The 13,345-nt window shown below is 63.6% G+C and carries 8 protein-coding genes and 1 tRNA gene; 5 read left to right on the top strand and 4 right to left on the bottom strand.

The annotated features are described in order from the left end of the window. Positions 1-12: 12 nt before the first annotated feature. The 3 genes from thrC to FGF80_RS16385 all read left to right on the top strand — a co-directional run bounded on the left by thrC (position 13) and on the right by FGF80_RS16385 (position 2,705). Positions 13-1,272, top strand: coding sequence for a threonine synthase (gene thrC, locus FGF80_RS16395; RefSeq protein ID WP_006184041.1), 1,260 nt, complete (start codon positions 13-15; stop codon positions 1,270-1,272). Between the two features lie 90 nt (positions 1,273-1,362). Then, complete coding sequence (locus FGF80_RS16390; protein WP_138655185.1) at positions 1,363-1,701, top strand: hypothetical protein; 339 nt, start codon at positions 1,363-1,365, stop codon at positions 1,699-1,701. Positions 1,702-1,805: 104 nt separating this feature from the next. Then, entirely contained in the window at positions 1,806-2,705 is a 900-nt protein-coding gene (locus FGF80_RS16385) for a transcription initiation factor IIB (RefSeq protein ID WP_049907801.1), read from the top strand. 160 nt (positions 2,706-2,865) lie between these two features. On the opposite strand, the gene FGF80_RS16380 is transcribed toward FGF80_RS16385, so the two are convergent. The 3 genes from FGF80_RS16380 to FGF80_RS16370 all read right to left on the bottom strand — a co-directional run bounded on the left by FGF80_RS16380 (position 2,866) and on the right by FGF80_RS16370 (position 7,960). After that, positions 2,866-6,384, bottom strand: a complete 3,519-nt coding sequence (locus tag FGF80_RS16380; RefSeq protein ID WP_138655183.1) for an LAGLIDADG family homing endonuclease — start codon at positions 6,382-6,384, stop codon at positions 2,866-2,868. A 740-nt stretch (positions 6,385-7,124) separates the two neighbouring features. After that, positions 7,125-7,466: a hypothetical protein gene (locus FGF80_RS16375; protein ID WP_138655181.1), complete on the bottom strand. Its 342-nt coding sequence runs from the start codon at positions 7,464-7,466 to the stop codon at positions 7,125-7,127. Between the two features lie 421 nt (positions 7,467-7,887). Beyond that, positions 7,888-7,960: transfer RNA gene (locus FGF80_RS16370), tRNA-Pro, on the bottom strand. 158 nt (positions 7,961-8,118) lie between these two features. On the opposite strand from FGF80_RS16370, the gene FGF80_RS16365 reads away from it, so the two are divergent. Further along, positions 8,119-8,373 carry a pro-sigmaK processing inhibitor BofA family protein gene (locus FGF80_RS16365; RefSeq protein WP_006184035.1) on the top strand — a complete coding sequence of 85 codons (255 nt, stop codon included), beginning with the start codon at positions 8,119-8,121 and terminating at the stop codon, positions 8,371-8,373. A 368-nt stretch (positions 8,374-8,741) separates the two neighbouring features. Here FGF80_RS16365 and FGF80_RS16360 read toward each other — a convergent pair whose 3' ends face one another. Further along, on the bottom strand, positions 8,742-10,808 hold the full coding sequence (locus tag FGF80_RS16360) for a DEAD/DEAH box helicase (RefSeq protein ID WP_138655554.1): 2,067 nt from the start codon (positions 10,806-10,808) through the stop codon (positions 8,742-8,744). Positions 10,809-10,985: 177 nt separating this feature from the next. Here FGF80_RS16360 and FGF80_RS16355 point away from each other — a divergent pair, with 177 nt between their 5' ends. Next, on the top strand, positions 10,986-13,337 hold the full coding sequence (locus FGF80_RS16355; RefSeq protein ID WP_138655179.1) for a methyl-accepting chemotaxis protein: 2,352 nt from the start codon (positions 10,986-10,988) through the stop codon (positions 13,335-13,337). Positions 13,338-13,345: the final 8 nt, after the last annotated feature.

Below are 13,345 nucleotides of genomic sequence, written 5' to 3'. Positions count from 1 at the left end.
CTCTGCCCGACAATGAGTCTCAATCTCTCGGCCGAGCGGCCGGAACGACCCGACGACGCCGACGACGGCGTCTGGCTCGAGTGTATCGAGTGCGGCGAGACGTTCGCTCCGTTCGACGACGTTCGATACACCTGCGACGAGTGTGACGGACTGCTCGAGGTCCGATACGCCGATCTTCCGACCTTCGACGACTTCGATGGACGCGGCGTCTGGCGCTACGCCGACGCCTTACCCTTCGAGGCCGGCGTCTCGATTCAGGAGGGCGCGACGCCGCTGTACGAGGTCCCCCGTCTCGAAGACGAGATCGGCATCGAAGCCCTGCGGATCAAACACGAGGGGATGAACCCGACGGGCTCGTTCAAGGATCGCGGCATGACCGTCGGCGTGCGGGTCGCGAAGGAACTCGGCGTCGGTCGGCTCGCGTGCGCATCGACGGGGAACACCAGTGCAGCCCTCGCCGCGTACGGCTCCCGAGGCGGGATGCAGACGCTCGTGCTCCTCCCCGCCGGCAAGGTCGCCGCCGGGAAGATCGCCCAGGCGAGTCTCCACGGTGCGCGCATTCTCGAGGTCGACGGCAACTTCGATACCTGTCTCGACATCGTTCAGGACCTCGCGGGCCAGGGCGAGGCCTACCTGCTGAACTCGCTGAACCCGTTCCGGCTCGAGGGCCAGAAGACGATCGGCCTCGAAATTCTCGAGGGGTTCCTCGCGGACTACGACACCGTTCCGGATCGAATCGTGTTACCCGTCGGCAACGCGGGCAACACGTCGGCGCTGTACAAGGCCTTCCGCGAACTCGTCCAGGCCGGCGCACTCGACGAGGCCGACGTGCCGAAACTGACCGGCGTCCAGGCCGAGGGCGCGGCCCCGATGGTCGAGGCGATCGAGAACGGGGCCGACGAGGTCCGCCGCTGGGAGGACGTCGAGACTCGCGCGACCGCGATCCGGATCGGCAACCCGGTCAACGCGCCGAAGGCACTGCCCGGGATTCGCGAGACCGGCGGCACCGCCGTCGCGGTCTCCGACGCGGAGATCACCGCGGCCCAGCGCGACATCGCCGGGGAAGGGATCGGCGTCGAGCCCGCCTCCGCCGCCTCCGTCGCCGGCCTCCGAAAGCTCCGAGCCGAGGGCGTCGTCGACGACGACGAACGCGTCGCCTGTCTCACGACCGGCCACCTGCTCAAGGACCCCGACGCCGCGGCCGCCGCCGGTCGCGAGCCCGAACCCGTCCCGGCCGATACCGACGGCGTGCTCGAGCAACTCGCGGAGTAACGTCGGTCGGACGCACGACCCGCGTCGGACGCGTCTGACACCCGACTGACTGAGCTTTTTCCGGGTCGGGACCGAAACCGAACGCGTCCCATGTCCGCCGAACGACGAGGCTCCGGTTTTCCCATCCCCGCCGATCAACGGACTCGAATCGATCGCTCGCGTTCGACCCTCGAGTCGAACCGCGTCGATGATGACCCGTCGCGTCACGCCCCCCTCGATTCGGGCCGTCGTGAACGACCGCTGTCCTACGAGATCGAACGGACCCGACTCCACGCTCGGATCGCCGCGCTCGAGGACGCGTTGGAAACGAGCGAAAGCCGCCGACAGGCCGTGATCGATCAGTACGAACGCCTGTTGGCCGAGCGGGCGGAGTCGTCGCGGTCGTCGTCGAACTCACAGACCCTGCTCTCACGACTTATCAACCGATAACCGCCCCCGTTCGGCCTGCGCTCGCCGGCTCTCCACGAATCATTTATCTATTCCAATACTTTAAATATGAAGCCAGGAGAACCGAATGTAGAAGGTAATAACCAATGGCAGATTCCGATTCGGCTGCGATCTGCCCCGAGTGTGACGGCAGATTACGGAGGGAGGGTACTGAAATCGTCTGTGAACAGTGCGGGTTGGTCTCCGCGGAAGACGCGATCGACCGCGGACCCGAATGGCGGTCGTTCGAGGACGACGACACCGATCGGCGTCGAACCGGCGCGCCGCTCACTCGCTCGAGACACGACCGGGGTCTCTCGACGGAGATCGGGTACGGGTCCGGCTCGGATTCGGGGTACCGTTCTCGGCTCACCGGTCGCAAACGCCGACAGATCGCCCGGCTCCGCCGCGAGCACAATCGTGCACGGATCTCTTCGAAAGCGGAGCGAAATCAGGTCTACGGGTTCGCCGAAATCAGGCGGATCACCGCGTTGCTCTCCCTGCCCGACTCCACGAGAGAACAGGCCTGTGTCCTCTTCGAGTCCGCTCAGTCCGACGGGCTCTTTCAGGGCCGGTCGCTCGAGGGCTTTGCTGCCGCCGCGATCTACGCGATCTGTCGGACGCGTTCGGTCCCACGGACCATCGACGAAATCGCCGACGTGGCTCGCGCCGACGGCGACGAACTCGAGGTCGCCTACGATGCGCTGAACCGCGAACTCGGGCTGCCGACGGGTCCGATCGATCCCACGCAGTACCTGCCGCGGTACGCCTCGAAACTCGACCTCGGCTCGGCCGTCGAGCGCCGCGCCCGCGAACACGTCGACGCCCTGCTCGAGGCGGGGTTGATCGGCGGCCGCAATCCCAGCGGGGTCGCCGCGGGTTGTCTCTACAAGGCCGCCGGCGAACGGGATGAGTGGCCATCACTCACCCAGACCGCCGCGGCGGAGGTCGCCGACGTCGCAGCGGTAACGATTCGGTCGACCGTGACGAACATCAACGAACTCTGACTACGCTGCCTCGAGCCGTCTCTGACCGGGACGGACGGGTCGCTCTCGACCCGTGGCCCGACGGACATCCGTTAGTCGCTCCGATCCCGATACCCGCCGCCGATCGCTCACGGCCGGAAAGCGACGGAGTCTGGACTGCGTCTGTGCGGACGGTCGGTAGCTACGTCGTCCGGAGCGTGTCCGTACTCGGCTCGTAGACCTCGCCTTTCTGTTTGAGTTTGTCGATCTCGTGTTCGGCCTTGGACTGGTCCATCCCGATCTCGTCGGCCCGTTCCATGACGATATCGACCGGTGCGCCGTCGTCGTACTCCTCTTCGATGTCGCTGATGAGCTGTTTGAGGTTCTTGATCCGGTCGCGCTGGGACTTCGAGGTCCCCGCCTCGACGATGTCCGCGTCGAACTCGCCGGTCTCGGGGTCGACCCCCACGTCCTGTAGACACGAGCGAACGATTTCGATGACCCGTTCGGCGTCGCTTTGCTCAACCGTATCCGACAGTCGAACGCGGGCGCTGGCCTCCGACAACCGCACCAGCGCCTCGAGTTTGCGGGCCGTGACGGGGACCGCCGCGTCCTCGTCGGTCCCCTTCGACCGGAGATCGACGTAGAAATCGCGGATCGCGTTGCGGGCTTCCTCGGTCATCCGCGGGTGGCAGTTCTGTTTCGCGTACGCGATGTACTTGCGCAGGAGTTCCGCGTCGATCTCCGGATCGACCTGCTCGGTCATCTCGTCGATCTCGCCCTGACTGACCTCGAGTTGGTTCATCTCCTCGCGTTGGGTCGTCAACTCGCCGGCGTAGTTGGTCGTGATGATGTGTTCCGCGAGGTTGCGGTCTTTCTCCTCGTCGGGCGTATCCGTCACGGTAAAGATCAGGTCGAACCGCGAGATCAACGCCGGCTCGAGGTCGATCTGCTCGCTGATCGGTTCGTACTGGTCGAAGCGGCCGTACTTCGGGTTTGCCGCGCCCAGCAGCGAACAGCGGGACTTGAGCGTAGCGTTGATCCCCGCCTTCGAGACCGAAATCTTCTGTTGCTCGAGGGCCTCGTGCATGGCACTCCGATCCTCGCTTCTCATTTTATCGAGTTCGTCGATCGCCGCGATCCCCTGATCGGCGAGGACGAGCGCACCGGCCTCGAGGCTCCACTGCTGGCCGTCGCCGAAGTCGTCGCGAACGGCGGCGGCGGTGAGACCCGCCGAGGACGACCCTTTCCCGGAGGTGTAGACGGCCCGCGGCGCGATGTTCTCGATGTATGCCAGCATCTGAGAGTTGTGCGAAACGACGCCGTTCGAGATGTAGTTGTGGGTCCCGTCGACCTCGAGGTCGTATACCCAGTCGTAATCGGGATCGACTTCGTCGATGGACTCGATCCGTTCCCAGCAGATATCTCCTTCGGTGAACTGCTTGAGAGCAGTGACGTCCTTTGCTACCGTTCCTCCGTCAGTCAGAACTGCGCCCTCGTTCGGATGTTCACTTTTCGGTAACGCATCTTCGAAAGCCGAAACGACCCGGCGGAGACTGTCTCGGCTCGGATTTCGTGATCCCCGTTCGTAATGCTGGTACGTCGACCGGGGGAGCCCACATTCGGCCTGTGTGAGCGAGAGCGCTTCACGAATTCGTCGAAGCTCCGTTCCGAGATTCGGGATGATGTCGAGATTGGTGTTCCCGTCCGTGTCAGCGTACTGTCGCGCGATCCGCTGTTTCCGCTGGGTTACGAACCCGATATTGGAAACGTATTTCTCGAATTCATCGCCGCTTATTCTGAGCCGGTAACTCCCGTTCTGTCGGTCGTGAAGCTGTGAACGAATCCCCAGTGAGAGAAGCAGCGTCCTCACGTTTTCGAGGAGTTCACGACTCGTCGAGGCAGCAGTTATCTCTCGTTGAGATTCCGAGACGTGCCCTTCTCCTTCGAGGAACGCTTTGAGGAATTCGGATCTGATCGACTCGGTGGTCCGGAAAATCGGATCGGGAACGCATTGATTGTCCGAGGACTGTAGAAGCTGTTCTGCTAATGTGTCGAGGAAGCTTACGAATTCGCCCGCTGAACAGAGCAGTTCGCGTGCGTCCTTGGACTCATGCGGGTCCCGTTCAGTAACATTCAGCCCCAAGTCCGCTAGTGCATTCGCTGCGTCATCTAACACTTCTCTATCGTCGTTCGTAATCGAAACGAAGCCTGTCTGATCGTCTCGCTGCTCGACGTATCCTTCTGCAACGATGTATCCGATTAGACGTGCCAGTGATGGAGTCCATTTCTCGGGCAAATCGAGCTGCACCGCATTTCGGGACTTGGATCGTCGGAAATCAACTTCAAGGGTATCGTCGCTGTTCGTCTCGACACTTCGCGGGGTTGCGATAAACTGTCCCTCGTTGAGTTCATCAGCAACGATCGGCGTGAATCGTCCGTCCTGTTGGACGAACAGGGGATGCGACGGTGTCACCTCAAGTTCCCGCCCGCCTGCAGTCCGGAGTCGATACATCCGGTCGGGAGCCTCTCGTTTCCACACCTTTGTCGCACGCTGTGGATCGATCTCCCCGTTTTCCTGTAAGGAGGGTACGTCGATATCGATCTCGTCGTACCAGCCGTCATCGATCGGTTTCGGATTGTCGAGGTTCGATTCGACAAGGTCGCGGATAGGCACGTCACGGCCGTCCGCGAGCGTGACCTTCGTATCGCCGCGGACGCACTTCCCCGTCCCGGGGTCCCCGATCAGGAGCATATGCAGGTCGCCCCGGATCCGCGAGCCGTCGGGCAACTGCTTCGTGACACCGGAAAACAGCTGGAGGATCATCGAGAGCTTCTCCTGATCGTAGCCGTAGATCGAGGGGGCGATGGAGGCGACCATCTTCTCGTAGATGTCTTCGGAACTCGAGAGCCGGACGATCTCCGCTTTGTCCTCGCCGGTGATGTCCATGTCCTCGAACTGCTCTTCGTCGATCTCGACGGACATGCCCTCCATGTAGAAGTCGAAGACGGGCGACTTCTCCTGTTGGTCGCCCTGTTGCTCGAGGCGGAGGACGCCGGTCGCGGAGACGTGGTCGCCGGGCGTGACCTCGCCGGTGATGTCGTCTTCGATGTTGATGTCGAGGGCCTGTGGGGTTTCCCCGCCCCGCAGTCCTTCGGGACTCTCCTGGACCCGGAGCTTCTGTGAGTCGACGAACTCGGACTGGTCGAAATTGACGCGGAAGGGGCCCTGCCGTTCGCAGCCCTGACACTCGTGGGGTTCCTGAAAGTCGCCGCTGGACTGGGGGACCCGCGTGAGGGTGCCACAGAGCTGGCACTCGAAGGCAGCTTCCTCTATTTTCGGACGGACGTCGGTCGCTTTCCTGACGATGCCGTGGACCTGAACGAGGGAGTTCATATCCCGGGCGCGGATCTCCCGGATCTCGGGTGACTCCGTCTCGGGGAGGTTCCGGACCCGGACGTGTGCTTGGCCGAGGCTGACGTCGATCGGGAGGTCGTAGAGCCGCAGCGCCTCTTCGGCGTAGCGCTGGAGCTGTTCGGGCTGATTGATGAAGTCGTCCGCGAGGTCGGGATCGAACCGATAGAGGTCCTGCCAATCGACGTGGAGCGAGCGCTGTTCGTTGGGATACTGCTGCGCAAGCTGCTTGATCTCGTTGTCGTAATAGTTGCGGAAGAACTGCTCGAAAGAGTCGACGAGTTCGGAATTTCCCGCTTGCGCCATTGCACCTCCCTAGGGCTGCCATCCGGTATAAATGGTCGTATACCGGGGCGGAACTGATCTCGTGTCCCGTTCGCACAGCAACTCGAGACGGCTGCGCTGGCGCGTCCGTGACTCACCCTCACCGTTGGCGCCCGTCGACGAGACCGTGGGCGACGCCGAGCGCTTCGATCGGCCAAAATACCTCCGTGACGCGTCGGCGCTGCATGAGGGGGGACGGCGCTGGGACGGACCGATTCGGCGGCTCAGTCCGTACCGACCGCCATTCACATTTTGGAATGACAGTGATAGCCACGTAGACTCGTCATTGAGATCCATGTTGATCCACTCCGAACGGACACGGGCCGCGGTCCGATGCGAGAACTGCGATGCGATCCTCGTGGCCGAAATCGAACGGGACGGCTCCGTTCGGCCGCTCGGTACGAGCGTAGACTGCGTCTGCGGTGACGGAACCTTCACTCGAATCGAGTAATCCGCTGCGGCTGGCCACTGACCGGTCGTGTAGTGAGGGCAGTCCCAGGAACCGCCGGGACCGTCTCTCGAGTGAAATAAAGGGCTGGGCTTCCGACGTCTCGCTGGCTGTTCGTCCCGCTCGCTGTGCGGGAACGAAGCCACGGAACGGACGGAATGATAGCGGCTTCCGACCCGGAAACAGCCGATCATCGGTTTCCGGTCGAGAAAGGAAGGGAAAAGGTGCCAGTTCGGCTTCAGGTTCGACGAGCGATCGAACCGGCTTCGGGTCGTTATTCTATTTTCGCATCGTAGTCGTACTGAAAGCCCGACAGGGAGTCGCCCATCGGGATATCGAACTTGATTTCGAACGTCTCCGACCCATCACCGTCGACGGTAATGTCCTTCCGGTGGGTATACATTTCTCCGTTCTGGACATCGACTTCTGCAAGGAGCGTTCCCGATTCCGGGGAACTACTGTCGTTCGTCACCCGGGCGGTCACGATCACGTTTCCAGCCACGGTATCCCGTGAAGTCACGCTTTCGACCTCCAGTCCGCCACCGAGACACCCGGCAAGTGCAGCTATTGGAAGTGTCCCCATGCTTTTGACAATAGTCCGTCGCTTAGCTTTCATGTGGTTCTGATTGTATATTCAATCGATTTGATCCTTCCGATTGCGACCGCCAATAGCCGGGGAACGTCCGCCTTTCGGCACGACGCGTAGCAAGACGGAGGGGATCGGTGGTCAGGACACTATATCCACGACTCTCGTCATCGGCACCGGCCTAAAAGAAAGTGGAAGTAGGACGGACCGCAGTGCCGTCGCTGGGGATTCTTTACCGCCACGAAGAAACGTCTCCAAATGTCTTTGATGATGTGACGGATCTGATATGAACGTGGACAGGGAGACCCTCTCGTAATAGGCAGGGTCGTGATCGAGTCGTCCCGATTTGACTGCCGCTCGAGAACCTGCGGTGTGCACGGAACCACGGTCTCCCGCAAGTCCGGACACTATCGGATTTCAGTTGCTCGCGAACTTGCTCGCAGCAGTAGTATGGGATCGCCCGGATTTGAACCGGGGTCACGGGCACCCAAGGCCCGAAGTATACCAAGCTAACCCACGATCCCGTATCACTCCATACCGGTCGCACATCATAAAGGGTTTCGTTATCCCGCGACGGTACCTGGCCGTGGAGTCGTCGTCGGGATCGGTCGAATCCCGTCGCTGACTGATAGCTGATAGGAACGGACCGAACGGTTTTCACTGCGACCGTGGTAGCGCCGGTATGACCGGCCTCGAGATACTGCTTTTGAGTCTCGTGCTCGTCGCCGTCCTGGCTGCAGCGCGATTCGTCCGTGCGGTTAGTCCGTTCATCGTCAATGCGGTGGTTGGACTCGTGGTATTGTACGTCGCACAGGCCGCCTTCGGTCTCGCGATCGCAGTGACGCCGGTCGTCATCGCGATCGTCGCGATCGGTGGTGTTCCGGGTTCGATACTCGTCATCGGCTGCTCGCTGCTCGAGGTTGCCTTCGTGCTTTGAGAGGCGCTCGAGGCTGGCTCACTACTGTCCGAAGTGTGTACGATCTCCGCATCAGTTGCGTCGGTCCCCCGCTCCGGTTCGGTCCCGACTCAGATCGTCGCCGGTCGGGCCGGTTCGACGGCGAGGATACTGTGATGACCGCCGCGGCCGGGTGTCTGGCTCCTCGCGCTTCGGGTGATCGAGCGGGACGTTCGCCGCCGCTTCGCCCACGGGTGGCGTACTCGCGCCACGATGACAGTGTAGGCTCCCCGTCGCCGGCCGTCGATCGGTGCCGTCCGTTCCGAGCGTTCCGGCCGGCGGCGGAGCCGTGAAACCAGCGGAGGCTGCGGCCGACGGATCGCGGCCGGCCCGGATCGGACCCCGGACCGCTACAGTTCGGTCTCGCGTAGCTCAAGGTCCGCGACGAGCTCGTAAGGATGGGCGTCCTTTCGGATGCCGTCGATGAGCATGAACGCCTGACCGGGCTCCAAGAAGTGTTCGGTGACGACCCGTCCCAGCGGTGTGGGTTCGAAGCCGTCGATGAAATCGTACTCGAGGAGTTTCCCGACGGCATGTTTGGTTGGGATCTCCCCGAGCATGCGGTCGTTGAGCGCCTTTGCGGCTTTCCCGCCGACGGTGATGTTCGCCAGCGTCTCCTCGACGGCGGCGGCCTCGTCGTAGTGGGTCATGACCGACTCCATCTCCCCTTTGAGCAGTTTGAACGCGACTTCGTCCTCGGTCATCTCCATCGAGTTGTGATAGACCGTCTCGGGTTCGACGAGGACGTACACTTTGCCCTTGTCGTGGTAGTCGGGCCGCCCTGCGCGGCCGAGCATCTGGTGGAACTCCTGGACGGAGAGCCACTCGATGCCCATGGCCAGCGAGTCGAAGATGACCTGCGAGGCGGGGAAGTCGACCCCGGCCGCGAGCGCGGCGGTCGTGACGACTGCGGAGAGTTCCTGGTCGCCGAATTTACGTTCGACTTCCTTCCGGCGTTTGTAATCGAGTCCGGCGTGGTACGGCGCGGCCGAGTAGTCGAGTTTCCGTGAAATCTCGTGACAGCGCCGACGGGAGTTCGTGAAAACGATCGTCTGCCCGCGATACCCCTTGGAGGATTCGCTGTCGAACTCGCGTCTGACGAGTTTGTTCTCGACGCGGACCTTCTCCTGCCCGTCGGCGAAGGTGACGTGGCGCTCGATCGGCACCGGCCGTTCTTCGAACTCGATGAGCGTCGCCTCGAGCGCTTCGGTGAGCTGTTCGGGGTTGCCGACGGTCGCCGAGAGGTAGACCCACTGTGCGCCGCCATAGTCGTCCCGTCGTTTGGCGCGCTGTTCGCAGGTGTACTTCAACCGGGAGATGAGGCCGTCGAGCCGGTGGCCCCGATCCTCTTCCTTGAGGGTGTGGACCTCGTCGATGACGACGGTTCCGATGTCGCCCATGTTCTTGCCCGTCCGCAGGGCGTGGTCGATCCCTTCGTAGGTGCCGACGATGACATCGGCGTTGGGGTCGAACCGTTCGCCCTCGTCGGCGACGCGGCTCGCGCCCACGCGAATCGAGACGTCGACGAGGTGGCCGTACTCGTCCTGAAAGTCCTCGTACTTCTGGTTGGCCAGCGCGACCAGGGGGACGAGAAAGAGCATCGTCCCCTTGTCGTTCAACACGCGGTTGATCCCCGCCAGTTCGCCGACGAGCGTCTTCCCGGTCGCCGTCGCCGACACCACGAGCTGGTCGTCGCCGTCGAACAGGCCGTGCTCGACCGAGAGGCTCTGGACCGGCAGCAGGGTATCGAACCGGTCCTCGAGCAGGTCCTGCAGGCCGGGGTGGAGGTTCAGCGAGTCCGTCCGAACGGGATCGACCTCGTCGGTCGTCGCCGAGATGGTATCGAACTTCGTCAGGTCCGGATCGAGCTGGCCCTTGAGCAGATTGACGATCCGCTCGAGGTCCTGGACCTCCATCATGAGGTCCTCTAAGCGGTCCTTGGCGGCGCCCGATACCGCTCCGCCGCCCGAAAAGGAGAGCTGGCGCTCGAGTTCCTGGCGAGCGCAGTCCCGGCAGATCCAGTCGTTGTCGTCCTTGACCGCGGTATCGGTCGTGATCGGGGAGTATCGGCCCGCGCCGGCACAGTACCGACAGGTCCGGACGGTCTTGAGTTTGTCCTCGAGTTGGTAGCCCGCGAACATCTCTCGGAGGTCGCGACGACCGTCGGCGGAGGTCTGTTCGGAGATGCGCAGCCGCTTGGCTCGGCGGGCGAGTTCGACGAACTCGTCGGGTTGGCGGGGCTCTTCGCTCGAGCCCTCCTTGAGCCGGAACTTCGCGGGCCGGGGGCCGGCGGAGGTCTCCGAAAGTCCGAGTTTCGCGCGGAACAGCCGTTTGCCGTCACGTTCGACGACGACGAGATAGTCGTCGCCCGTCTCGTGACAAAAGATCGTTTCGACCTGCTGGACCTGCTTCGACACGACCACCTCTATGATGGGGCGGTATTTCAGCGGTTCGGACTGGGGCGATTCGTCTCGACCGCTCGCGGCCGTCTCGTCGGTCGCGGCGGACCGCCCCCTGGTCGAGCCCATGTGATTTATAGGCGTATATAACACTCTTAGCGACTTACATACAGGTCCCGTCGAGTGTCCCACTCGATGGATCCGAATCCATGGGAGGGTATTCCGGTCGTTCGTCGCAGCTACGCGTTGCGATTTCTCGCCGCGCTCGTCGTCATCGTCCTCATCGTGGGGCTGTTCGGCGGGAGTATCTACGCACGGACCGGCGCGGAACTTCAGTCGGATGTCGAATCGCAACTCGTCACCGACGCACAACGGGACGCCGACCGCCTCGAGATCTGGTTTCGGTCGACCGAACGGTATCTCGGATCGCTGCCCCGTTCGGTCGCCTTTCGCAACGACGATCGGGTCGCGATTACGGACGCGTTACACCGAATGACCGATCGCTCCGCGTTCGACGGCGCGTATTACGTCGATACCGAGACGGGCGAGGTGCAGGCTAACGCCGGCACGAACACGGTCCTGACCGATGACGGCCGGCTGAGCGACGCGGTCGCCGACCGACTCTCGACCGCGAGCGAGGACGGGTCACAGGTCGTCTTTTCGGAGGCGTTCGAAACCGCCGACGGCCGCCCAGCGATGCTCGCCGTCAGCCGGGTCCCCGGCGAGTCGGCTCGCGTCGTCGGGGTTGTCGACCTCGAGTCGCTGTCCCGGTACATGATCGGCGCCGACGAAACCGACGAGGTGATCGTCGCTGACGGGAACGGAACGGTCGTCCTCGCCGAGGATCGGTCGCTGCTCCTCGAGGACGATGTGATGGAGTCGGCGGTCGTCGGGAACGAAACGGGGACGATATCGCCCGAGGAGGGAGGCGACGAGACCGTCGTCGGCTACGCGGCGGTCGGGGACAAGGGCTGGACGCTGACGACCCGGGTCCCCGCATCACAGGCGTACTCCCTCCAGTCGACGATCTCGAACTGGATTCTCGCGATGCTCGCCGTCACTTTCGGGGGGATGGTCGTCCTCGGCCTGACCGTCGGCCGGAACACCGCCGGGGAGTTGCGGGCCCTGTCCGACCGCGCGGCGGCGATCGAGGACGGCGAACTCGACGAGCCGGTCGAGTCGAGCCGGCACGACGAACTCGGCGATCTCCACCGGTCGATCGACCGGATGCGGCGCTCCCTGCGCCAGCGTCTCGAGGAGGCCGAAACCGCACGCGCCGAGGCCGAGCAGGCTCGCGCCGAGTCCGAGCGATTCTCGCGGCAACTCGAGCGGACGGCCGACGAGTACGGCGAGACGATGCGGGCCTGCGCGGACGGCGACCTGACTCGGCGACTCGAGGCGGACACCGACAGCGAGGCCATGCAAACGGTCGCGGCGGCGTTCAACGCGATGGTGGACGACATCGAGGAGACGGTGGCCGCGACGCGGTCGTTCGCCGATGCGGTCGACGACGCGGCCGAATCGACGGCGGACGGCGTCGTGGAAGTCCGATCCGCATCCGAGCAGGTGACGGCATCCGTTCAACAGATCGCCGACGGGGCCGAGCAACAGAGCGACCAACTCGCCGCGATCAGCGACGAGATCGACGACCTCTCGATGACAACGGCGGAGATCGCCGCGACCTCGTCGCAGGTCGCGACCCTCGCGGAGCAGACCGCAACCGCGAGCGCGGACGCCCGCGAGTCCGCCCGGCGTGCGATCGAGGGGATGAACGCCATCGAACGGGAGGCCGACGACGCGGTCGCGGAAGTCACCCAGCTCGAGGCGGAGATCGAAGCGATCGACGACCTGCTCGAGTTCATCGGCGACGTCACCAACGAGACGAACATGCTCGCGCTCAACGCGAGCATCGAGGCCGCACGCTCGCGTTCGACGGACGCGGAGTTCACCGCGGTCGCCGATCAGGTCAAGTCCCTCGCAGCGGACACCCAGACGGCGGCCGAAGACATCGAGCAGCGCCTTGAGCGGGTCAGCGATCAGACAGCGCAGGTGGCGACCGTGGTCCGCGAGACGAACGAGCGGATCGCCGATCATCGGGCGGCGGTCGCGTCATCGGTCGGGGCGCTCGAGGAGATTTCGGCGTATGCCGAGGAGACGAACGACGGCGTTCAGGAGATTTCGGCGGCGACCCAGCAACAGGCCGGCGCGACACAGGAACTCGTCTCGATGACCGACGACGTGACGGCGATCAGCGAGGAGACCAGCGCGGAGGCGGAGACGGTCGCGGCGGCCGCGGAGGAACAGACCTCCTCGCTCGTCGCGGTCTCTCACACCGCCACGTCGCTGTCCGATCGGGCACGAGAACTGTCCGACGCGCTGTCGGCGTTCGAGGTCACCACCGAGCCGACCGGTGCCGTCGCGACCGACGCGGGGGAAACCGAGCGCGAGTCACCTGTGGACGACGAGTACGCGGTCGATTCGGGCGCGGTCGACAGCACGGCAGAGTCGTCGGAGGGGCGAGCGGGCGACCGGCCGGAGCCGCAGTAGATAGCCAG

The organism is Natrinema pallidum, from assembly GCF_005890195.1.
Lineage (GTDB): Archaea > Halobacteriota > Halobacteria > Halobacteriales > Natrialbaceae > Natrinema > Natrinema pallidum.
This window is presented reverse-complemented; position numbering and strand designations above follow the sequence as displayed.